General features: G+C 57.8%; 16 protein-coding genes and 3 pseudogenes. 6 read left to right on the forward strand and 13 right to left on the reverse strand.

Going from position 1 to position 22,318, the window contains the following annotated elements:
- Positions 1 to 67: 67 nt before the first annotated feature.
- The 4 genes from P0R31_RS34040 to P0R31_RS34055 all read right to left on the reverse strand — a co-directional run bounded on the left by P0R31_RS34040 (position 68) and on the right by P0R31_RS34055 (position 5,642).
- A complete protein-coding gene (locus P0R31_RS34040; protein WP_275519054.1) occupies positions 68 to 754 on the reverse strand; it encodes an SDR family oxidoreductase in 687 nt (228 codons plus the stop codon).
- Between the two features lie 88 nt (positions 755 to 842).
- Positions 843 to 1,709, reverse strand: coding sequence for a CmcJ/NvfI family oxidoreductase (locus P0R31_RS34045; RefSeq protein WP_275519056.1), 867 nt, complete (start codon positions 1,707 to 1,709; stop codon positions 843 to 845).
- Between the two features lie 493 nt (positions 1,710 to 2,202).
- The gene (locus tag P0R31_RS34050) at positions 2,203 to 3,372 is read right to left on the reverse strand and encodes a M24 family metallopeptidase (protein ID WP_275519058.1); all 1,170 of its coding nucleotides are present in this window, start codon (positions 3,370 to 3,372) and stop codon (positions 2,203 to 2,205) included.
- Between the two features lie 755 nt (positions 3,373 to 4,127).
- Entirely contained in the window at positions 4,128 to 5,642 is a 1,515-nt protein-coding gene (locus P0R31_RS34055; protein WP_275519060.1) for a porin, read from the reverse strand.
- A gap of 483 nt (positions 5,643 to 6,125) precedes the next feature.
- Between P0R31_RS34055 and P0R31_RS34060 the strand changes: the two genes are divergently transcribed.
- Positions 6,126 to 6,608, forward strand: coding sequence for a MarR family winged helix-turn-helix transcriptional regulator (locus tag P0R31_RS34060; protein WP_275519062.1), 483 nt, complete (start codon positions 6,126 to 6,128; stop codon positions 6,606 to 6,608).
- On the opposite strand, the gene P0R31_RS34065 is transcribed toward P0R31_RS34060, so the two are convergent.
- Positions 6,581 to 7,636: a hypothetical protein gene (locus P0R31_RS34065; protein WP_275519064.1), complete on the reverse strand. Its 1,056-nt coding sequence runs from the start codon at positions 7,634 to 7,636 to the stop codon at positions 6,581 to 6,583. The genes P0R31_RS34060 and P0R31_RS34065 overlap by 28 nt on opposite strands.
- 83 nt (positions 7,637 to 7,719) lie before the next feature.
- Positions 7,720 to 7,899 (reverse strand): hypothetical protein, encoded by a 180-nt coding sequence (locus tag P0R31_RS34070; protein ID WP_275519066.1) that lies wholly within the window; start codon positions 7,897 to 7,899, stop codon positions 7,720 to 7,722.
- Positions 7,900 to 8,255: 356 nt separating this feature from the next.
- Here P0R31_RS34070 and P0R31_RS34075 point away from each other — a divergent pair, with 356 nt between their 5' ends.
- Positions 8,256 to 8,870, forward strand: coding sequence for a hypothetical protein (locus tag P0R31_RS34075; protein WP_343299356.1), 615 nt, complete (start codon positions 8,256 to 8,258; stop codon positions 8,868 to 8,870).
- A gap of 675 nt (positions 8,871 to 9,545) precedes the next feature.
- Positions 9,546 to 10,286, forward strand: a complete 741-nt coding sequence (locus P0R31_RS34080; protein ID WP_275519070.1) for a class II aldolase/adducin family protein — start codon at positions 9,546 to 9,548, stop codon at positions 10,284 to 10,286.
- Positions 10,287 to 11,584: 1,298 nt separating this feature from the next.
- Here P0R31_RS34080 and P0R31_RS34085 read toward each other — a convergent pair.
- From P0R31_RS34085 to tnpB, 7 genes and pseudogenes are all read right to left on the reverse strand, one after another.
- Positions 11,585 to 12,748, reverse strand: coding sequence for a M20 aminoacylase family protein (locus P0R31_RS34085; protein WP_275519072.1), 1,164 nt, complete (start codon positions 12,746 to 12,748; stop codon positions 11,585 to 11,587).
- Complete coding sequence (locus tag P0R31_RS34090; RefSeq protein WP_275519074.1) at positions 12,745 to 13,920, reverse strand: M24 family metallopeptidase; 1,176 nt, start codon at positions 13,918 to 13,920, stop codon at positions 12,745 to 12,747. The genes P0R31_RS34085 and P0R31_RS34090 overlap by 4 nt, the downstream gene beginning before the upstream one ends.
- A gap of 691 nt (positions 13,921 to 14,611) precedes the next feature.
- Positions 14,612 to 15,459 (reverse strand): annotated as a pseudogene (locus P0R31_RS34095) (acyl-CoA thioesterase); the annotation flags it as partial.
- A 660-nt stretch (positions 15,460 to 16,119) separates the two neighbouring features.
- Positions 16,120 to 16,980 (reverse strand): MaoC/PaaZ C-terminal domain-containing protein, encoded by an 861-nt coding sequence (locus P0R31_RS34100; RefSeq protein WP_275519076.1) that lies wholly within the window; start codon positions 16,978 to 16,980, stop codon positions 16,120 to 16,122.
- Positions 16,981 to 17,102: 122 nt separating this feature from the next.
- Positions 17,103 to 18,197, reverse strand: coding sequence for a KamA family radical SAM protein (locus P0R31_RS34105; protein WP_275519078.1), 1,095 nt, complete (start codon positions 18,195 to 18,197; stop codon positions 17,103 to 17,105).
- Positions 18,198 to 18,408: 211 nt separating this feature from the next.
- Positions 18,409 to 20,041 (reverse strand): annotated as a pseudogene (gene tnpC, locus P0R31_RS34110) (IS66 family transposase).
- A gap of 45 nt (positions 20,042 to 20,086) precedes the next feature.
- Positions 20,087 to 20,311: pseudogene (tnpB, locus tag P0R31_RS34115) on the reverse strand (IS66 family insertion sequence element accessory protein TnpB); the annotation flags it as partial.
- Between the two features lie 180 nt (positions 20,312 to 20,491).
- Between tnpB and P0R31_RS34120 the strand changes: the two are divergent.
- From P0R31_RS34120 to P0R31_RS34130, 3 genes are all read left to right on the forward strand, one after another.
- On the forward strand, positions 20,492 to 20,704 hold the full coding sequence (locus P0R31_RS34120; protein ID WP_275519080.1) for a hypothetical protein: 213 nt from the start codon (positions 20,492 to 20,494) through the stop codon (positions 20,702 to 20,704).
- A gap of 202 nt (positions 20,705 to 20,906) precedes the next feature.
- On the forward strand, positions 20,907 to 21,671 hold the full coding sequence (locus P0R31_RS34125; protein WP_275519082.1) for a tyrosine-type recombinase/integrase: 765 nt from the start codon (positions 20,907 to 20,909) through the stop codon (positions 21,669 to 21,671).
- Positions 21,672 to 22,127: 456 nt separating this feature from the next.
- Positions 22,128 to 22,313: a tyrosine-type recombinase/integrase gene (locus P0R31_RS34130; RefSeq protein ID WP_275519084.1), complete on the forward strand. Its 186-nt coding sequence runs from the start codon at positions 22,128 to 22,130 to the stop codon at positions 22,311 to 22,313.
- Positions 22,314 to 22,318: the final 5 nt, after the last annotated feature.

Raw genomic sequence — 22,318 nt, forward strand, 5'->3', positions numbered from 1 at the left:
CGGTCAGTACGACAGGCACGCCCCGTTCAAAGCTAGCAGGAGCCGTCGATCTTCCGGCATGAGACGTTCACCAGCGAATCTTGACACCCCGGTAATCCTGAAAAATACCGGTGGTTGCGTCCGTGAGCTCCGCAATGCGGGCGATGAGGCCGCGCGCGCACTCCTCAGCCGATATAAATGCAACTTGTCCCTTGACCATCTCTGTTTGAACGTAACCAGGATTGAGTAGTGCCACCAGGATTCCATCTCGAGCCCAGGCGCGCGACAAGCCGCGCATGCCATTGTTGAGCGCCGCCTTCGAGGCCCGATAAGCATACTTGCCGCCTGCAGCGCTGCTCGTCGAGCCCATAATGCTGGTGATCGCCACCAGCTTCTTCTGGGTGCTGAGTCTCAAATTGTCGTACAGGATCTGCGCGATCAGCATGGGGGCCAGGGCATTGACACGCATCGTGGTCATGTAGCCCTTCGCCTCGATCCGCTCGGCTGATAGGCCGCTGATGCCCGCATTGTTGATGAGAATGTCGATGGGCTGATCGCCCAACGTACGCTTAAGGGAGACGATTGAGGACTCCTCGGCGACGTCCAATGGGATGATCCGAACGCGCCCCCCGGACGACGCTGCGAGCCGTTTGAGATCGTCGGCCTTGGCTGGGTCCCGGCAACAGGCAAAAACCTCGGAACCTTCGGTCGCGTATTGCTGCGTAAGCGCAAGGCCAATGCCGCGATTCGCGCCCGTGATCAGAACTGTGGTCATCTGAGGAACCTTCCCCTTCGCCTCGCCTGCCGCAAGCCGCTATGAACTCGCGTAAAAATCCCGACTCTCAAAAGACCCTCTCAGTATTTCAGTCGTAGTACACGAAGAAGCGCGCCTCGACACTCCTGCGGGGTTTCGCATTTGGGTAAGCGCGACGATCGTCGAATGCCGCATGAGCGGACCTCGGATTGTGATCGTCTTCGGAATCGTATCCTTTAAAAAGAGCGAACTCCTCGGAGGTCATCTCCGGGAAGTAATACCAGCGGTGGACTGGACTGTAGTGGACCAGCCATGTCTTGTGTTTGACGTCGTATTTCTCGTAGATGGTATCGACGAGATCCGTGTCCACAACGGAGTTACCATCGCAAAATGCCAGCGGAAAATCCTGCGGCGGCTCCGAAAGAGCGTGCCAGGCTTGAATGATCATCAATCGAGAATAGGCGCGGATCGGAATGCCCTGGAGTTGGTCTTCCCGCGCGGCCATCACAGGCCCAGCGATCGGCGCATAGTCAATGTGAGCAAAGCTGGCCACATATGGCCTGACCAGGCCGGCTCCCTTCTCTGCGGGAGGAGCAGAGCTTGCGCCGACAGAGCGAATGATAACGGCGTCTTTCTTGGGAACGACCCACGAGGCTTTGAAGTAGTCCTTGATGAACGGGACCATTTCTTCGAGATACCTGTCGCGCATGACCTCAGGATCACGCTCGTTCGCGCAGGAGATCTTGTGCTGGACCAAAGTGAAACCTTCCCTGCCGAGGGAAAGTTCGTCCACGATTGGTCGCGCGTCGCGTATCGTGACGTCATAGCTCACCAAGGGTCCATCGGATCCCGGCACCACAATTTCCGGAGCTTTCTCGCTCGGCGAGCGTCGCGCAAAGGCGATTTGACCTTGCACCGATTTCAACTGATCACGGTTAATTTGCGCCGTCGACGAAACTCGCATCGCCGCTCCCATCTGTATATCTCGGCTTCAGAGGAAGAATCTAAGCGAGTATTCTAGCGGGATAGCTGCGAAGATCGGGGCTAATATGCCGAAATTCTGCAGCAAGGAGGGGAACGCGGGCATCGTTCCCGCCTGGTCCTAACTTGGCGCGGCCGGCCGTCCTAGGCCGAGACGGATCAGCAGTCGAGGCTACCAGCCCGGCACATCGCGCCCGGTGCGATCAGCTTTCTCAGCGCGAAAACCGCCTCGCACACAGGCTGCTACCGCCGATGGGTATCATCGAAGACGAAACTGAAACGACCGTCGCCCTGCTCTCATTAACCCGGAGGCGGACAGAAATAAAGAAGAGCCGATCTTGCGAGTGCGCCGAAGGAGAAGCAGGGGGCCGCCGGCAACTGGAAGCTTCTCTGAGTCGCGAGCATGCAGCGAGTATACTGGCAACGTCCCGAGGGACGCTGCCAACTTCAGCGCGGCGGGCTCTTGATCGGAAGAGTCGGCAGCCGAGTTAAATCTCGAAAATCTGACGTGGCACCCGAGTCAACACGTCAGCCCCCGAGTCCGTGACCCGGAATGTCTCGCTGAGAACATAGCCGAAATCCTCATCGATCCAGTTGCCGAGCATCAGATGGAAGGTCATGTTGGGCTTCAGAACTGTCAGGTCTCCTTCCTTAAGGCTTGTGACCGCCTCGTTCCAATCGATGCCGATGCCATAGCCACAGCGGGATTCTTTCTGAAAGCCCGACTTCCCGATCGTGCGATTGAATGCTTCGGCGACGTCGCTGCAGGTTGCTCCGGGTCGGACTTTTTCCAGCGCCGCCTCTAGGCCCTGGACCTCGGCCTCATGCACGCGACGTAGACGGTCGGAAGGCTTGCCAATCGAGAACGTGCGCATGACTGCGGCCGTATAGGTGTGGCGCACGCCGCCGAGCTCAAGATTAATCTGCGAACCTTGGCGGAAGATGTCGTCGCTCCAGATGATGTGGCTTGTTCCGGTGCGCGGCGAGGAGCACATGAAGATATTCGCGATTCCCGTTCCGTGCTTGCCGTTGGCGCCGCGCGCCAATGTCGAAAGGATCTCGGCGACCGCGTCAGCTTCATGCACGCCGGGGCGGATGACTTCGGCCGCGCGCATCATACCCGCATCAGCAATTGCGGCGGCTTCTTTCATCAGAGCTATTTCAAGATCGGACTTGATGACCCTGATCCAAGTGACGACGTGCGTACAGTCAACGAACCTCGCCCCCGGCAATCGCTTCTTGAAGTTTTCCGCCGCGCGCGCTGGGAGCTGCCCCATTTCAAGACCAACCCCGCGGTTGGTTAGCTTAGCTTCCTGAAGAAAATCGATCACAGCGTCGTAACCATCCTTCTCGGGGTTGCCAACGAGCGATTCGGGATATCCAACAATCCTATTCCGCTCGAGGAACGTCAGATGAATCCCTGCTGGCACATCCATGAGACGCAGAATTAGCGATGGCTCCTCCTCGTGAACGGAAACGACAAGAGCCTGCGGGACATAGGCTGATCGCGCGGTGTATCCGGTCAGATAATTGATACTGCGATCGAAGGTGACCACGAGCGCCTCGATGTCGCGTTTGACCATTTCTGCTTTCACAGCGGCAAGCCTTCGCAAGTATTCCGTGCGCGGAAACACTTGAGGTCCTTTCCTGACGGCCATTGTCTTAGCTCCTTGGTTCTTGGCTATTTGATGTCCTTTGAGGAGAGGGCTGCGCATTTCCGCGGCCCTTGAATGGTCGCGGCCCCATTTACCTGGGAAGAAGATTTCTCGACTTCGCTCAAAGGTGAGGTCACGCCCGGCGCACGTATTCTTCAAGATCTAAAAGATCCTAATCGCAGCATTATAGAGAACGTTGCAAAGGTGAATTCCTCTTAATAAGAGGCACATCGGCCGAAATTCTGCGTTGTCGACCGGTAGGGCGCGGGGGCGTAATGCCCAAAGCCCGCCATTCGATCCTTTGAGGCAAAGCGATCTGGAGGTTAGGCCTGCTTCCCTGCTTCCCTGCTTCCCTGCTTCCCTGCTTCCCTGCTTCCCTGCTTCCCTGCTCCATTCCTGTTGCCGCATCGAGCAGGCACTTGAGACCGCCATTTCGTGCGTTCGGATAGAGGTTTCAACGTGCGCACCCTCCGCGCCTCAAGCCTTCCCTATGGTGCCATTGGCGCTTATGACGTCGAAAACCGACCTAAGTTTCGACGCGCGTTCGCGGGGCCAGAACGAATATGCTGGTTCTATGCAGCCCCCGTCCGGGAACATGTCGTTAGTGCCTGGAGTGAACGACTTCTCCGAGCTGATCAATCGAGCCACACAGGCGGAAGTCGACTTGTAACGAGAAAGGCCCCCGGCGGGCATGCCGGAGGCCTTCTTGGAGGTTAGTTTAGAGCCTTGTTTGTTGCTCCTTTCGCTGTAAAAACCGCTTAGAAATTGCGTTGAGCGCGGAGCAGCAGCACAAGGCTGTTCTGATCCTTCAGCTCATAAGCAGCAACCGGCTTTGCGATAGCCGACTGCAACGGTAGGGTCACGGTGCTTCCTCCGGCGTACTTCTGGTCGAGCATCAGGTACGCGAGTTCGCTCGTGAAGGTCAGATTTTTGATCGGAGTCCAGGACGTCTTCGTACCAACTACCGCATAGTTAAAGTCGGGGTTGCAGCCGCCAACAGCGCTCGACAATGCGAGGCTTGCGACAAATGCACTGCAGATATAGCTCTTGGCTGTGCCATTGTACCTGACAGCCGCCCACGCGCCGAAGATCGAGGTGTTCCAGTATGGATCCCAGTTGTGGGTGTAGCCACCGTTGAAGCCATAGGTCGTGGTCAGCTCCAGACCCTTACCGGTGACGAACACGGCGTCAGACACACCAGCAATGCCCAAGCTCTGGTAAGCACCCGCCGCCCCGGCGCCGCCATACATCGCGAACGTGGTCGACATATAGTCCTGGAAGACGTAACGGCTCGCACCGTTTGCATACACACCCGTCAGGTTGATCGTATCACCCGCGCCAGTCGGGAGATTCTTGATCGATAATGCTAGCTGACCAGCCCAGCCCCATTTGTCGCCCGGATGGCCAGTCGTTTCATCGGCCCCGTAGTAGGCTGCATGGTTGTCATGCGCAGCGACTGACGCTTGGAAGAGGCCCCAGGCCTGATCAACACGAAGCATCGCGACGAGGTCTGGAGCTCGCGAGCCTCCGATGTCATTCGCACCGTACGCACCGGTCGCCAGCCCAGCCGCGGTCGCGCCACTCACGTTCCAGACGTTGGTCGTGTAATTTTGCACCTGATCTTGGGCCGAGAACGAGGCTGTAATTCCTTGACCAAAGTCAGCGGTATAAGTGAACTGGTTTACCGGATCCCAGCCGCTTCCAGGCAGCTCGAGGTTATTCGCGGGATACTGGGCCCAAGGTGTCCTGAACTGAGACTCTGCTTTGCCGACCGTAAATCCGGCGAACTGAATGAAAGCGTAGTAGACGCCAAGCGAACCACCAGCGATCTGAGCAGCAGTCGACGTAGTATAGGCGGTCGAGCCATTCACGCCAGTCGTGCCTGCACCGGAATAGGCACCGGTTCTCCAGGTGAACACACCTTCATAGTAGGTCCGAACCACGCCCCACTCGGTCGCAGTGCGCGTATCGATTCTCAGAGCTTGGCGAGCCAATGTCGTATAGTAGTTGCCGAGGCGGTTTTTAGCGCCCGGCACGCCGCTGCTGGGAAAGTCGAAGTCAGAGCTGGTTCCCAAGACCGCATCGGCACGAAGATAGCCGCCGAGCTTGATGCAGGTGTCGGTGCCGGGGATGTAGTAGAATCCCGCGCCATACAGGGTGCAGATCTTTACGTATTCGACCGCCTTGGCCTTGACGGGAAGGTCGGCAGCCTGCGCACCAGCCCCCACGAACATCGCCACTGACCCAAGAACAATAGCCTTCATCACTTTCATCGATGAACCTCCAAGTTGGAAACGGCGTTTCCGTCCTTCAAAGATCCGCTACCAGCGTCACCCCAGGCGGACCGCTTGACGGAACGACTTCGAGGACCCCCTCGCTGTCCCATCGAGACATACTTTCGATCATCAATTACTGCAATCAATTAATGATACCAACAAACCCTTTGCGCCGCTCCGTTGCTGATTGGCAACATACGCAGCGTTCAGCGCGGCAAAAGGGCCAGGGAGTCGTCCAATAAACAAAACCCCCGGGGGGCATCCCGAGGGCTTTCTTGGAGATTTGGTTGAGCAGACCGCCTTGCGAGCCTTAGCGGTCGCAATATTGCTATCACAAATCAATTTTACAAGTCAATTGATAAATTAGATGGCAGGCATGCTCTGGGTGGGCTATTTCAGACTTCCCGAGATTGGATAGGATGCAGCGGATTCCGCTCACGCTCGCCGCCGCGGACAATCAGAACTGGCACAAGAATGAAAATGGCCACGCAACAGCAATTCGACAGGGCTGTAAGAGACCTGATCTGGAACATCATTGAGATTCGCGCTCAACTGGAAGAGATCGACAAGAGTTGGGCGGAATTAATCGGTATAAGCGAACCTCAATGGCTGATGCTGATGGCGATCGATGAACTCGACCATGGCAGCGGTGTTTCCGGCATTGCAGTGGCGAATAAATTGGGGTTTCACCCCGCCTTTATCACGACTCAGACGAAGAAACTTGAACAATTGGAATTTCTAATCCGCGCCACCTCGCCTGATGATGCGAGATTCTTGCAGATCTCGTTGACCCCGAAGGTGCGGACGGAAATTGCTAAGCTGTCGGACAAGAGACAAGCCGTTAATTCGACGATTCTAAATGGCTTGGATGAGGAGTCGCTTGCCTATCTCAACAAGCGGCTAAACGCGATTGCCAAGAACAGCAGATTGGCATCTCAGAAATTAAGCCTCGGGCTGCTATAAAGCTGAGCGCGATCGAGCTTGCGCTCGAGCCATTCGAAGACCGCCTCATCGCATGCTATGAAGTTCTCGAATGCGCCCTCTGGGGTCCGTGGCATTAACAATTCGAGGTCAATGCTCGCCGAGGCGCAATCAGCCTCTAATTTGATTGCCTCAGACGCGTTGAAAATGCTGCGCTCGCCAGCAACGACGAGAATGGGACACCTTAACTTCCTCGCCAAACGCGATCGTTGGGTCGTGGACAGCCCCGCGTCCGGAGTCTCAGCAGTCCTAGTCATCCACTCAATAGATGACCGAGTCCGGGTGCAGCTCCAAAGCCCCCCGTCGCAAATCGCCGCAGACACGCGGCGGTCAGTCGCAGCAAAATCGGTCGCGAGCGCGGCTGAAAGGCCTTCTCCGTAGATTGCCATTCGAGACGCATCAATCTCCGGTAGGGTCGACAAATGATCGAAGCAGCAAGAAAGCAATATTTGTGACGGTCCAAGCCAATGACTTGCGACATCATCGTAAGAGACGACGAGAACCGCCATGTTTCGACCCGTTACAAGGGGCAAGAGTCTACCAAGCAGGATCCCTGCGGTTTCTTCTTCCCGGCTGATGCAAACAATTGCGGGGACGCACGAACTGGAAGTACCGGCGGGCACGTAGTAGGCAGACAACTCGCCATGATCATAGAGTGTGATTTGGACACGCTCCACCCTCTGATCTAGGGATCCGAAGCCTTCGACGCTGGCCTCCAGCTTGGCCACAACGTCCACCCTTTGCGGGTCGTCTTCATCGGATAGTCGCCTGGCAACTTCAAATGCGGTCAGCGCGCAAAGCCAGGCATGGGCAGCTTCATCATGAGTACCTCTTTGGATGCTAAGATTGGCGAAGAGGCAATGAGCGTCTCCGATACTTGTCCATTTTGCAGCACAGTTTCGCCGGCTTGCAATGTCGCTTTCCTGATCAACACTATCAAGGAAGACGACAGCACTTTGCCGCGTGGACGCAAGATTGCCTGTCAGTTCAGGCCAAGCAGCGCGCAACATCCGTTTCATCCCTTCAGCGCGAGTCCTCAAAACCGCTCAGGATTGCTCTAGACAACCCCAACGGGAGCTTCGTATAAGGCCAATCAATCCACGGTGACTGACCGGCCGGTGGGTTCCGCTATGCTTATTTTTGATGATACGATTCCTCCGAGCTGAGGATCGCCGATGTGCGGCCGTTTGCCGCCGGAATTCTGCTTCATTTCCATGAAATGTGCTTTGTTCCAGCTCGACGCGACGAACACTTGATCGCCGTCGAAGCCCATAGATCCTTTTCACCGAGAGCGAGACGTCATGCGCTCATTCGAAAATGATCTGTCAAACCTTTGGGCCGATAGAATCGAAGAATGAGCCTTGCGGCTTTGGCTCCAGCGCCTGCGCCCGTCTGGCCAGGATTGTCGCCTCTTCCTTTGTGTAGGTTTTAATCACCAAAACTCCACTAGATTCGTCTATGGAAAGCAGAATTTCGGCGATCGCCAGCCGGAATTGCGGATAATTCCCCCTAAAAGTAGGCTATGGTTGCTGTATGACCTCGTACCTAACGCCCCGCTCCCTCGGTATCCTGCATCTCGAGCGCGGCCTCACCCCCGGTGCTACACCGCCTGCCCCGGCGTCCGGCTCAATGCTTAATCCAGCAACGTTCGATTTTGAAACCATCTCAGAGACGGTTGCGGGAGCTTGGGTTGAGAACGTTGTACGCGGCGATGCGGCGCTTGAGCCCGCCTTCATAGCTGCCGCCCAGCGCCTGGTCGAACGAGGGGCGGTCGCGATAAGTTCGACCTGCGGCTTTTCTGTTCGGCATCAAGCGGCGGTGGCGGCTTCGGTCAAAGTGCCGGTTGTGATGTCAAGCCTGCTGTTGTTACCCACATTGCTTCGTCAATTGCCGAAGCGCGCCAAGATCGCCGTCCTGACCTATGATTCGACCTGTTGCAGCGAAGATCTGCTCGGGATCGATGATCGGGCGGAGCGGGCCAGGGTCGTGATCGGCGGCATCGAAGGGGGCAAGTTTTGGCATGACGAGCTCAAGCGCCCGGCACCGCCGCTCGACGTCCCCGCGATCGAGGCAGATGTTGCCGCGTGCATCGCGCGTCTCCGCTCAGCCCATCCGGAGATCGCCATAATTTTGTTCGAATGCGCGGCGTTTCCGATTGTTGCTCCGGCGATCCGCCGCATCACGAAGCTCCCAGTTTACAGCATCACAGACCTCTGCCGACTGACAATGGCATCGACGAGTTGATATTGCTCGTAGCACGTAGCGCCTCGCCACGCGTGAAAGCCTCCGCTTGCGTGGCTCCACCAATGTATTAGACGTCTGCCGTCTACCGTCGTCTTGAAGAATTCGCGGACGAAATTCACGCTCAAGGCACGCTTTATCGGAGGCGCCGGTAGCGCCGCCAGCACAAACAAATTCGGCTGATGTGCTGCACAGAAGCACGCATACAGCTGTGATCCTCCGGCACCTGCAGGACTGGAGAATGTGCGGACGAAGACGCATATAGCGTCCCGAGCAGCCTCTGCACAACCTTTAATGGCTGAGATTCGATTGCGCGGCTCGAGCGAGGCACTCGCCGAGCTCGGTCATGACAGCATCTAGGTGACGCAATCAGTTGCGAGACACAATGCCCGGTATCTCGCTTCTCAAGAGTTCACGATCCACGACCTACAGTGCTGGCGGCTGTGAGGCGTGAAACGCCTCCAGGCTTTGGGCAACTATCTTGGGCCTCAAGCAAGCGCAGCAAAGGGGCCCCGCCTAGAGGACCGGAAAGATGTCCATGAGAGCGCGCGAAAGCTGCGAATTCGTTCGCCGCGAGCGGAATATCCCCGAGGGATTGGCATTCACAGGTGAAAACCTTTTTTTCGCCGTCGCTATTATGGTTCGAGATTCCGTTGCTGGTTTTGAGGAGGAGAGACCATGTCTAGCGATGCCTCGGATGAATGGGACATCCGCTGCGATTTGGCTGCGGCTTATCGTCTGATCGCTCACTTTGGCATGGACGACCTTATCTCCACGCACCTGTCAGCGCGCCTACCTGGGGACGCGCATCGTTTCCTGCTCAACCCCTACGGCATGATGTTTGACGAAATCACAGCCTCCAGTCTCGTCGTTGTCGACCCGGAGGGACATGCGCTTCAGAAAGAGGATGAGGCTAAAGTAAACAACGCAGGCTTCACAATTCATTCCGCCGTGCACATGGCTCGTGAGGATGCTCATTGCGTAATTCACACGCACACCTTGGCAGGAATGGCCGTCGCGGCTCAAGAACAAGGACTGCTGCCGTTAAACCAAAAATCGATGTGCTTCTACGGTGGCATTTCTTACCATAGTTACGAAGGCGTTGCGCTCGATCTCAACGAGCGCGAGCGTCTCGTGCGCGATCTTGGGGACAAAGACGTCATGATCCTGAAACACCACGGCTTGCTTACAGTTGGCGGTACCGTGTCCGAAGCATTCCTCAACATGTACCTTTTGGAGCAATCGTGCCGGGTCCAGATCGCGGCTATGCAAGGTGGACACAAAATCGTCCTGCCGTCGGACAGAGTGGCCGCTCATACGGCGGAGCAGTTCCAACGAGAGGGCTACAATAGGACTCTTCGGCCCTGGACGGCTCTCAAGCGCCGCCTCGACCGGATCAGCCCCGATTACGCGACATAGTAGATTTTGAAGGTCTAGGAGAAACGTAGAGCTCGAGCGAATCGTGTTTTGTCACGTTTCATGCCAACCCATCGGTCTGCTGGGAACACCCGCTCCCAGCTTCCTGTTCAGCGAGCGAACTAAAGATCGCTTGCAAAAAGGGGGCTAGTTGCTGTCGAAATCCAACGCTTTGCCGCTTCATACCGCCATCGAAGTTCAGTCTTCAGCATAACCGACTAAGTTCGCTCGGCATCCGGTAAGTGCCGCTGAGAAGCCACCACGCGTCGCCGCGAGCACTGGCCGCGCTTCTTTGGGCCCTCCCGTTCCGCGTGAAATTGCTTGTCGATATTGGTGTGACCATCTTGAAAGCCCGTTCTTCTCCTTAGTCGACGGTAATACATGGCGCGCAACAACTCACTCTCGAAGACCTATACGTGATTGGCGCAGCCGTTTGGAGCCTGCGCCTTCTCCGTCCCTGGGACCTTCACTCGAGTAACAGCAACGCGATAGTGAATTGAGTGACCGTTTGTTTAAATGACCCTGTGCTGACTTGGCGATCGGACCCGACCGCAGCGCGACACCCACCAGGCTCGTCGCAGTCGTGATGGTCGCATGGACTCGTGGGGTGGACGGGTGCAGATAGCAAGCTCGGCGTTCATTTTGTGCAGGCTGTCGCCTCTGAGCTCGATGCGGTCTCCTTTGTAAATGATTCGACGGACAATGGCGTCCGCCCGCCGGCGCCGCGTTCTCTGCCGGATACCGACTATGTGTTTCGCGAAAAAGGTTTGCCGGAGGAAAGATCAAGCGTCATCAAGGGCATGATTGCGCGGTCGACCGACTCCGAGGATGACGTCTGCAAAAGTTCTACGAGCTGTTACAAACAGCGCGCTATCTCCCCGTGTAAGATCCCTGTCGAGTTTCCGTGCCTGAATGCACCCGTTCTGCCGGAGTATAGCGAGGGCCGCCCATCAGCGTCCAACTGTATCCGCTTGGCGAACGATATGTCACGGCTCGCGGCGACTTTTCGAGAGGACGAGCAGCCAACTTTTCCGGCCTCCGGTCAAATGCGAGGCGACTAGTCCCTCTCTTTTGATCAAGGTTGAAACACCATCCACGGATGCCCGCCACCGCCTGTCGCGATAAAGAAGGTGTGGCGCAAGCAGGCTCAGGACCTGCTTGCTCGAGCAGTCGGCAGGCAGCTACGATGCAAACCGGGTCGAGCGCTGCATCGCCACACCCAGGGGGTTCAAGATCTGGAGAGAGCCCAAGGTCCTTGATCTCATTTAAGCCTCCAGGCGACAGCGCAGGACGGTCGAAGGTCACGGAGCCAGCACCGTCTCGACGACGTTCACCCAATAGCCGATGCCATAAGGCAGGGCGTCGTCGTTGAAGTCATATGCCGGGTGGTGCAAGCCAGCTGTCGATCCGTTGCCAAGAAAGATGATTGCGCCCGGCCTTGCTTCAAGCATGTAGGCGAAATCTTCTGACCCCATCCGCGGGCTTATCTTCTCATCGACGCAAGCCGGTCCAACCAGCTTGCGTGCTGCTTTGACCGCCAGATTAGTTTCTTCCGGATGATTGATCGTGACCGGCGCAGACCTGCAGTACTCAAATTCGACATCTGCGCCAAATCCGCGCGCGATCCCTCGCGCAGCCGCAAATATCTGCCCTTGTGCGAAGTCGCGCAGGCCGGGCGCAAGAGTTCGAATACTACCCGCCAGCTCGACCTGATCCGGAATGACGTTGTAGGCCTGAGCCGCGTTGAACTTGGTGACGGATATCACGAGCGCCTCCATCGGGTTTGTGTTCCGAGAAACCAAGGTTTGCAGGCCGACGATGATCTGTGCGGCGATGACCACCGGATCAATGGCCTCATGAGGTTTGGCGGCATGGCCGCCCTTCCCCTTCACGATGAGGTCGAACTCGTCGAGAGCGGCCATGATCGGACCTGCGCAAATGCCGAAATGGCCAACTTCTATTCCTGGCACATTGTGCAGGCCGAACACCTTCACTATTGAGAAACGATCCATGATCCCTGCCTGGACCATCCTTTGGCCGCCCACTCCACTCTCTTCAGCGGGCTGGAAGATCAAGGCGACCGATCCCTTGAAGCGCCGAGTCGTCGCAAGGTATTTCGCGGCGCCTAATAGCATCGCCATGTGACCATCATGCCCACAGGCGTGCATCTTGCCGGGCACTTTCGAGGACCAGAGCTTCTCGGAATGTTCAGGTATCGGAAGCGCGTCCATATCCGCGCGCAGTGCGATCGTCGGCCCGTTTCCACAATTGCCGTCAATCAAGGCGACGATACCAGTTTCAGCTATCCCCGTTTCGATATGATCAACGCCGAAAGAAGTGAGCTTCTCGGCTACAAATCTAGCAGTGTTGTAAAGCCGATATTCCAGCTCGGGATTCTCGCGAAGATGGTGGCGCCAAGCAGTTGCCTCCGCCAGCAAATGTTGAAACGCTTCAATGCCATTCATGTGGAGCCCACAGCATGAAATAAGTTGTGACCTGTACGGCTGAGCACTTCCGCGCCAGAGTCTGTGACGACCACGTGCTCGCTGCAGCCAAACAGATGACCGCTTTCCCCAAACAGAATAATGGGAAGATGAAAGGTCATTCCCGCCTGTAAAATCTCCTCTGCGGCAGGCTCCAGGCTGATGTTTCCTCGCTCTGTCCAGTGGATGCCACTTTGGTACCCGGTACGATGGCGAAAGGCGCCCGGGCGTCGAGATTGCTCAATCACCTTGCGCGCGGCGGCGTCCACGGTCTTCGCGCTTACCCCAGGCTTAATCGCGGCAATGGCGGATTCGAGCGCTTCAACCGAAAGAGCGTGCAACGATTCGGCCTCGCGATGCCGACCAAGCACCGCGCCGCGGACCAGCCCTGCGGCATAGCCGTGCTTCACGCCGCCGATCTCGATCATGGCGGGTTCATTTTTTCGGAGTGCGTGTGGGGTCGGGATACCGTGCGGCATCTTCGTCCGATCACCGAACACGAGAGTAACGGATCGCCATATTTCGCCGCCAGCTTTGCTGGCTTCTCCAACTATGGCTGCGTACGTTTCTGTTTCGCTCGCGCCTTCGCGAACCGAGTTGCGAAACACGCGCACCGCGAGATCAGTTATCGCCATTGCTTGACGCATCACATCGAGCTCAAGCGGGCTTTTGACTGCTGCGACCGACGCAACCAAATGGGAGCCGTCGGTGACTTTCATGCCTGGACACTGTCCTTGCACTGCACGCACATCGGCCGGTGCCAGATTCCAACATCCGAGTTCGAAACCCACTCTCTGATCCTGCAGCCGATGCCGGCGAAGAACCTCGGCACAGGACTTGGCAACATCGCCAGGGTGTCTATAACAAACGACCTCATCGACACATCCTTCGACGCGGACAGCCTCGGCATCGTACTCTCTTACAACGAGAACCGGCGCATAACCCGGTGCTAGAATCAACAGGAACGGAGCGAAGTACCCACCAAATCCATGATAGCCGGTAAGATATCTGAGGTGGCCGATAGCGGTAACCACAATTGCATCAAGTTTGGCATGCGCTACCGCTTCAAGCACCTTCTGCTGTCGATAATCGTACTCCGATTTTGGGAATGGAGGCCCCGCCCAAGGGATTTCCGAACCTGTCGCTGTGAGCATAGAAATCTCCATCTTCAGTCCCCACTGCGCCTTCGCCTTTTCCTCTCTCGAGCGCCTTCTCGTCAAAACTCTGCGATTGGATAGACCCCGGTCTGATTCGTGCCCGGCGGCCACAGCCCTCCGCGGCAAACACTGAAGCGCCCCGAGACCGACTTAACAACTGCCGGGTTTAGTAGTTTCAGAGCTGACGAGCTAAGCATTCGGACCACAGTCAGCCCAGCGAGGATCATGTCCCCGCCAAGCACCTGGAGCAATGACGACAAGGTAGCGAAGGTCAGTCTTGTTTACGACGTCTTCAAACCCAAAAGCGTCGTGAAGCACCTCAAGCGAACCAGTGCGCGGCCTGAGTTGGCGCATGAACACTGCGGTTTATACCGAGCGTCCGTACGATGGTGCAATGCGCAGGCGCATGGTCAGGCATTGCCCTGCCAAAAGTGGATTGGCCAACGGCCGGCGAATGTGTTTATGGATGAAGGTCCTAACACCGCAGACTTCATCGCAGCATGAAAGGTCCTGAGCGTCGGGAAGACCGTACCGACAGTGGCGTGGCAATCGAGGCGATGTGATTTTTCCAGGCATCAAATGGTCGTTGAGCCACTCCTTTGTTCTCGGGAAGGCACGCTAGCAAGCAGCATGGACGGTCCACTTGTCGTCGCTCGCTCAAGCCGGGCTTTCCCCGCACTGGGCAAGCTCAGCGTCGCTTGCGCACCGAGCCCTCTTGGGCGACCGAAGCCACCAGCGTGCCGTCGCGCGTAAAGATCAGCCCACGAGCGAGGCCACGTCCGCTCTGCGCGCTTACCGATTGCTTGGCATAGAGCAGCCAATCATCGGCACGGAAAGGACGATGAAACCAGATTGCGTGGTCAAGACTTCCGGACAAGAACAGTGTACGCCCATAGCGTGCCATCACGGCATCCAGCAGCGACAAATCCGAGGCATAGGCCAGTGCGCAAATGTGCAGCGCCGGATCATCGGGCAGCTTTCTCGCGGCTTTCATCCACATATGTACTCTTCCGTCCTCGATCTTCGGGCCAACATACCGGCCGATCTCGACGGGACGAAGCTCGACCGGACGATCAGGTTCATAGTAGCGCTGAACAATTTCCGGTAGATCCGGATATAGTGATTGCCTCGACAACTCTTCGGCTGCGAAATGCTCCGGCCCTGGCACCTCCGGCATTTTATCCTGGTGTTCGAACGTGCCATCCTCGCCCTTATGAAACGAGACCATGACCGAAACGATTGTGCTACCGCGCTGCATCGCCGTGACGCGCCGGGTCGAATAACTTTTACCGTCGCGTAGGCGCTCGACCTTGTAGATCAAGGGTACCCGAGGATCGCCGGTATGGATGAAGTAGCGATGTAGTGAATGCGGCAGTCGGGCTTTGACTGTGCGACACGCTGCAAGCATCGCTTGACCGATCATTAGGCCGCCGAATACCCGTTGCTCGCCTGTGTTCGGACTGTTGCCGCGAAATAGGTCGATCCCGACGGGGTCGAGGTCGATAATGCTGCAAGGTCGACCCGACTTTTTTGAAGAGGCTCTTAGCTTGTTCAGTGTCACCGCCGGAGCGGTGGGATCATGAGCCCCAGCGTCGTGAGGCTTTGAGAGATGAAACATCCTCGTAGCGAAGAGCCGCGTTTGAGGTCCGGTGCTCGAACTGCCTCTCCACAGCACTCAATACGTGCGACAGCTCACGCCGCCCATCGCACATCAGCTGATCTAGCAAAGAATGAGGGGCTTCTTGTGCCGTCGATACTGGTCCACCGTCAGCGATTGGTTCCGGACCTGTCGTGAACCAGACAGCTGGGATACGATTGGTGTATGTAAGATACGACGCGACAGCTTATTCGAGCTGCTTCCTAGAAGCGCAGGTCGTACCCGCTGCAACTCAAGGGGATGCTTCACCGCGGAAGACATGGGGGTACGTTGAATACGACCATCTCGCCAACTGAACGATTCGAACTGAAGGCGCGCAGGCCTCGCAGCATGGATCGCATATTGTCGCCCACGCGCGCGATGAGCCGAAATGGCCTTCCTTGAGGCCCGCAGTTGAAGTGCTCCGAACGCCTCGGGTTCGTTGCGCGGCCCTTCTAAGCAGACGTTGCCGCGGACCTTTCATGCATGTCGGCAAGAACCGCTCAAAGAGCGCGACAAACTCGCAGCCGAATAGGTACAAGAAACGGTCCAAGCCCTGCTCAGTGTAGCACCGTCTGCCCATTCTTGACGACCGTAACCCGACCCTCTCTTACGCAAGCTTCGAATGAGATCGAATTACCGTCCTTCCAGAGATTGATGGTAATAACTTCTCCCGGGAACACGGGCGCCGAAAAGCGGGCGCGATGACGATGAAAAGCAGACGGATCGTAGTCGGCGTAGCTCTGCAGGACGGCTCTGCAGGTCAGCCCATACGTGCACATTCCGTGCAGAAATGGGGCTTGGAAAACCGGCTCGACGGCGAACTCCGGATCACTATGCAAAGGATTTCGGTCGCCAGAAGGACGATAGATCAGGGCTTGGTCAGGTCGGGTTGGGACATCGAGTGATCTATCTGGTGCTCGGCGGGGCACTTGGAGCGGCTCGGGCATCCCCTCCGATGGCCCGCCAAAGCCGCCGTCACCTCTCGCGAAGGTCGACGAAAGGATTGTGACGATCTTGTCGCCGCCCCTATCTCTGACCACCACCTCGTTCTGAATGATCGCGCCTTTCTCCTTACCATTGTCATAAATTCCCGTCACACGGGCGTCCGCCGTCACGTTCGCCGCGACGGGCATCGGCTTGTGAAACGTAAGGTCACGTTCGCCGTCAACGACCATGACGCGATTGAGGTCAATGACCCCGGGGCGAGCGTCCCAAACGCACACGGAAGCAAACGTCGGGATCACCTTTAATGGCTTCGACGTCGCAAACGCTTCGTTGACAAATTGTAGCTCCTCCTCTTTCAAGGGATCTGAGCCCATGCCCACTCCAAGCGCATAGAGCATTACCTCCCTGTCAGTCCAGGAATAGCGAGTTCCACAGGTCCTTAAGTTTAGTGCAGCGGGATAGTCGAGTGGCATCCGAGCCTTTCTACAGTTGAGACCAGGCACGCCGCCAGCGGCTCAACTTGATTGCGCTTCGGGGGGCGGCGGGCCTACCGCACTCGCTCGGAGCCCATGGGCTAGAGGGCGTGCGTTAGATTTCATAGTTCGGGCAGATCATCAAACCAGCAGGCTGTCGCGACGTGCGGTCGGGAAAAGATCTTTCCGATCTTCTCGATAACTTTATTCTGGTGGTAGCGCATATACACCCGGCCATCATGGGCTAAATCCAGAATCTCAATTTTTCCGGTGTAATGGGACATGATGTATTTAAATGTCTTCTCGATCCCGCTCAGACGTTGGTTGATGCCGCGCACAACCTCTAGTCCGCGGTCCAGTGGGACTTGGAAGTGCGATGCACCCTTCACCGGCCTCGCCTGAAATAAGTAGTAAGGTCGCACTCCGATTTCGTGGCATTTGGCAAAAGTCGCGGCCAATATCTCGGGATCGTCGTTGACTTTGGCGAGAAGCACGGACTGATTAAGGAATTGCACGCCCTGTGCTCGCAAGGCGCGAATTTTGTGCTCCGCGTCCGATGAGATCTCACCTACGTGATCGAAATGTGCGACGATGATTGGGGTTTTACCCGCCTTGTGGATACGCTGAAATAAGTCCGGCAGAGCGGAATCCGCAAACCGCCTTGGCTGATAGGCCAGCATTTTTGTGCCAAATCTGATGGAATTCAAATGGTTTATTGGCAGCAGGTGGTCAACGATCTTGTTCAGTTTGGCGGTGCTGAGCACGAACGGGTCACCTCCCGAAAGAAGTACGTTCGTCATCTCAGGATGGCGCGCAATATAGTGCGCGGCCTGATCGATATCCGGTGCGATTTCATCCGAAACCTTGCCCACAATGCGCTTGCGAAAACAGTAACGGCAATATGAGCCGCAGCGTTCCGTCACCAGCAATAAGCCGGTCTGGGCGTACTTGTGCTGGAGTCCCGGCACGACCGTGTTGTCGTGCTCGCCGCTCGTATCTAAAGTGCCCGGACTGTCGAACTCCTCGACTGAGGGCTCGACAACGTACTTTAGCTGATCGTAGTAACCGCTATTGATAATTTGTTCGCGATAAAACGTTGTGACATGATAAGGCGTGATGTTGTTGGCCTGCAGTTCATTCTCGCTAACCACGCGCGTTTCTTCAATGAGCTTCAACACGTGTGTTCTGCAATCCAGCGGATTTGCTGTGGTTTCCATTGCCGCACCTCGTGTGCCCTTATCTTTGTTTCAACACGATCTTCCCCCTCTACAATACAGTATCAACAGTCGACCGATACCTACCTGGTGTGGTGACGACTATGGGGCCCGAGAGTTGCCAAAGGTGCACCGGTACTCGCCTGATGTCGGCGCGCCGAGGTTAGCGGCGCGACCGCGAACCTAGTAGCGCTATGATAGCGCTGCGTGAAGGTTAGGCAGCTTGCTGATCGGTGGGTTCGTCGACTTGGCGCGGGAGCTTCCATTCCCAGGGCAGCAGTTCGTGCAGACGCGAAGCGGGAAGATCGGCGATCCGGGCGAGGACGTCGGAGAGCCAGGCTTTGGGATCGACATCGTTAAGAGGACAGGTGGTGATCATTGTCAGCATGATGGCGGCGCGGTCGGCGCCGCGCAGGCTGCCGGCGAAGGTCCCATTGCGCCTTCCCAAGGCGATGCCGCGCAATGCTCTTTCGGCGGCGTTGTTGCTGAGGCAGATCCTGCCATCGTCGAGGAGGCGGGCAAAGTCGGCCCAGCGCCTGGGCATGTAATTCATGGGTTTCAGGATCTCGGAGGAGCGCGCGAGGGTTTCTCGCTCGCGCAGCAGCGAGGCGTGCATGTCGTCGAGCAGCGGCTTGCTTGCCTCCTGGCGCACGGCACGCCGCTCGTCGGCGCTGCGGCCGCTGATGGCACGCTCGATCTCGAACAACGTATCGAGGCGTCTGACCGCCTCCAGCGCGATCGGGGAGACCCGGTTTGCCCTTGCCTTCCCTGGCGTTCTTCTCGATATCGGCCAACTCGAAGAAGCCCCGCCGCGCATGCGCGAAGCAGAATGCCGGCGTGATCGGCATCGCTTTCCTTTGCGGGTCGAACAACGGCTCGAAGCCGCTGTAGCAATCGCCTTGCAGGATGCCGGCGAAGGCGGCCAGATGCTTCTGGGGATGCTCGCCCCGTCGATCGCTCGAGGCGTAATAGACCGCAGCCGGCGGCACCGGCCCACCGTAGGGCCGGTCATCCCGCACATAGGTCCAGATCCGGCCGGTCGTGCACTTGCCCTTCGCCAGGACGCGGATGGTGGTGTCGTCGCCATGAAGGCGCTCGGCTGCGAGTACATGACGCTCGATCAGCTGGAAGAGCGGCATGACGGCGAAGGTTCCGTGGCCGACCTGGTCAGCGAGCGTCGACAATGGCAGGTCGATCCTCTCGCACTTGAAGCGCGCGCTCTGGCGGTTGAGCGGGATATGCATGCCGAACTTGTCGAACAGGATCGTCGCCAGCAATTGCGGACCGATGAAGCCGCGACGTGGTATGGAACGGTGCCGGCGGCTGGCTGATCTTCTCGCAATCGCCGCAAGTGAACTTCTCGCGCACGGTCTCGATGACCTTGAACCGGCGCGGCATCTCCTCCAGCGTCTCGGTCACATCCTCGCCCAGCTTCGCAAGGCGCGCCCCACCGCAACAGGCGCAGGTCTTTGGCGCCTCACGACGATGTCGTCCGGCCAGGGCTTGCGTACCGGCCGCTTGCGCGTGAAGGCGCGCACGCTCTGGGTTTTCGCCGCGGCGGCGCGCGCGGCAAGCTCATCCTCGCTCGCCGTGGTGGCGAGTTCTTCGAGTTCCAATTCCAATTGTTCGATCAGCCGCGCCGTGCGCTCGGAGCGCTGCCCGTACAGTTCGCGCTTGAGTTTCTCGATCCGCAACTCGAGATGCGCGATCAGCGCCGCGTTATCCGACAGCTCCGCTTGCGCGCTGGCAGCCATCGCCTCGGCTCGCAGCCGGGCCTCACGCTTGGCCTGCAGCGCTGCCAGGGCACTGACAAGGTCCGATGGAAGGTCGTCCGGCTTCGATATCATGAAGTCATTGAATCAGATCAAGCAGCAGATTCAAACCCAAAACGGCTATCCGACCCGCGTCGGACGCTGGGTTTCTTGCGGGTTGCGCGAAACGATTCCGGACAACATGTAGCTCATCTGCGCCGGCGAGATCGTCGCTGCTTCGCCCGCAACCGAAGGCCAGATGAACCGCCCTCTCTCGAGTCTTTTGGTGAACAGGCATGCTCCCTGGCCATCGTGCCAGATCACCTTCACAAGATCGCTTCGGCGACCGCGGAAGACAAACAGATGACCGCTGTGCGGTTATGTTGCACGCAACATAACCGCACTTATGTGTCGGACGAGATTATGTGGCGGAGGCGCCCTAACGCCAGCCAGGGCCGGCCACGGCTGGATTTCTCCGCCACATAATATTTTGTGGCCCTCGTGCGGACGTGGGATCCCCCTGCGCCGTTACGCCGGAGGGGCACAATGCTCGAGTTCTATTTTTCGTACCGTGGGGCGCTTAAACGCCTTCGTGACGGGGCGCTCGGCGCCGAGATGGATCGCATCGCGGGGCACTTTTTCTCGCTCGGTTACAAGCAAGCATCCGCTAAGCTTTATCTGAGCCGGATCGCGCGGTTCGCGCCATTTTGCTGCAGCGCATTGCGATTCACAGCCGATCGGCGAAGCTATCGTCGATAGCTATCTACGCACATTCACCACGGACTCACCGCGGATTGCGGCAGTGTCTGCGCTCCAATACGCGCGACGGGTGGCGCCCGAACGATTCATCGCCTCGACGCCTATTGTAGTCGATGATCCGGATGCTCCGCTTTTGCGCTCCTTTTCTGACTATCTGAGCAGGGTACGAGGCCTTGGGCCAAGGTCCCGCGAGGGCGTTCTCTTGGGCGCACGGCGCTTTCTGGATTGGCTCCGCCATCGCCATCCTGGCCAAGACCTCGAGGCGTTGACGGCAGAGCATGTCCTTGCCGCTGTCGAGTATCGGCTGTCACTCTCGGCGACCTCCGGCACTCGCACGCCGGCGATCTCTCACATCCGAACGTTTCTCCGCTTTCTGCATTGGGGTGGCCACCACGAGCAGGATCTGGCTCCCGTCGTTCCAAGAACGCCATATTGGCGACTGGCCCATTTACCGCCCCGGCTTTCGTGGGATGATGTTCGCCGCGCCATCGATGCGATCGGCAAGGCGACGCCGATCGACCTTCGCGATCGAGCTGTCCTGTTGTTGCTCGCCACCACAGGCATTCGCAACGGCGAGCTACGCGCTCTTCAGCTCCGGGATATCGACTGGCGAGCTGGCGAGGTTTTTGTCCGGCGCACCAAGGGCAAGCGTGACCGAGTGGCTCCGCTCATCGAGGAGACCGGCGCCGCGCTCGCCGACTACATCCTACGGGCTCGACCGAAGTTCGATAGTCAGCATCTCTTCCTGTCCTTCACGCCGCCCGAGGGACCATTCAAGTACGCGTCGTCTGTTTCGAGGATCGTGCGGAAGAGATTGCAGCATGGTGGGATCGAGCTCGGTCCCGTCGGAGGCGCACATCTCCTGCGCCACAGTCTAGTCACCCAGCTCGTGGGGCGACGAAGGCCGATCAACGAGGTCGCCGATCTTCTAGGGGCCGGAGCATCAACACAACGGCGCTGTACGTGAAGGTCGCGGCCTCGCACCTCGCTGAGGTCGCGCTCCCCTTTCCGGGAGGCGCCGCATGACCGCCTTCGCCGCATTCCTCGACGACAAGGTCGAGCGCTACATCGAGCTGCGCCGCTCCCTCGCCTAGGCCTTCAACAAGAAAGCCGGCACGCTGCGGGCTTTCGTTCGCTACGTCGAGCAATCTCAGCTGGGTGCGCCCGCCACTCGGACGATGGCGCTGGACCTCGTCCTGTCGTTCGGTGGCGCCGCCGACAGCCGCACGGTCCGTCACGGCGTGCTCCGCCGATTCTACGAGTACCTGGTCGTCTACGCCCCCCAGACCGAGGTCTTGGAGCGCAAAGCTTTCGCGCGGTTCAGGGCGATTCCGCTGCCGCGCATCCTAAGTGAGGCTGAGCTGAGGTGGTTATCGACGCATGCAGCTTCATTTCGCCAGGGAACCCTCTCACGGGCCGCACGATGGCGACGCTAATCGGATTGTTGGCCAGCACGGGGTTACGATCGGGCGAAGTGGTCAGCCTTGATCGCGGCGACGTCGATCTGACCAACGGGGTCGTCCTTGTCCGTAAAACCAAGTTCCGTAAAGACCGCCTGATTCCTGTTCACCCAACGACCCAGGCAGCCCTTCGTCGATACGCCCCGTGAGCGCG

Source organism: Bradyrhizobium yuanmingense (assembly GCF_029167105.1).
In the GTDB taxonomy this organism is placed as follows: Bacteria; Pseudomonadota; Alphaproteobacteria; order Rhizobiales; family Xanthobacteraceae; genus Bradyrhizobium; species Bradyrhizobium yuanmingense_A.

Coding starts and splice junctions, on each gene's coding strand:
- P0R31_RS34120 (WP_275519080.1), top strand. CDS start 20,492: ATGCTCGAGTTCTATTTTTCGTACCGTGGGGCGCTTAAACGCCTTCGT.
- P0R31_RS34050 (WP_275519058.1), bottom strand. CDS start 3,372: ATGGCCGTCAGGAAAGGACCTCAAGTGTTTCCGCGCACGGAATACTTG.
- P0R31_RS34040 (WP_275519054.1), bottom strand. CDS start 754: ATGACCACAGTTCTGATCACGGGCGCGAATCGCGGCATTGGCCTTGCG.
- P0R31_RS34090 (WP_275519074.1), bottom strand. CDS start 13,920: ATGCTCACAGCGACAGGTTCGGAAATCCCTTGGGCGGGGCCTCCATTC.
- P0R31_RS34075 (WP_343299356.1), top strand. CDS start 8,256: ATGCTTAATCCAGCAACGTTCGATTTTGAAACCATCTCAGAGACGGTT.
- P0R31_RS34060 (WP_275519062.1), top strand. CDS start 6,126: ATGGCCACGCAACAGCAATTCGACAGGGCTGTAAGAGACCTGATCTGG.
- P0R31_RS34080 (WP_275519070.1), top strand. CDS start 9,546: ATGTCTAGCGATGCCTCGGATGAATGGGACATCCGCTGCGATTTGGCT.
- P0R31_RS34105 (WP_275519078.1), bottom strand. CDS start 18,197: ATGGAAACCACAGCAAATCCGCTGGATTGCAGAACACACGTGTTGAAG.
- P0R31_RS34130 (WP_275519084.1), top strand. CDS start 22,128: ATGGCGACGCTAATCGGATTGTTGGCCAGCACGGGGTTACGATCGGGC.
- P0R31_RS34100 (WP_275519076.1), bottom strand. CDS start 16,980: ATGCCACTCGACTATCCCGCTGCACTAAACTTAAGGACCTGTGGAACT.
- P0R31_RS34070 (WP_275519066.1), bottom strand. CDS start 7,899: ATGGGCTTCGACGGCGATCAAGTGTTCGTCGCGTCGAGCTGGAACAAA.
- P0R31_RS34055 (WP_275519060.1), bottom strand. CDS start 5,642: ATGAAAGTGATGAAGGCTATTGTTCTTGGGTCAGTGGCGATGTTCGTG.
- P0R31_RS34045 (WP_275519056.1), bottom strand. CDS start 1,709: ATGGGAGCGGCGATGCGAGTTTCGTCGACGGCGCAAATTAACCGTGAT.
- P0R31_RS34065 (WP_275519064.1), bottom strand. CDS start 7,636: ATGTTGCGCGCTGCTTGGCCTGAACTGACAGGCAATCTTGCGTCCACG.
- P0R31_RS34085 (WP_275519072.1), bottom strand. CDS start 12,748: ATGAATGGCATTGAAGCGTTTCAACATTTGCTGGCGGAGGCAACTGCT.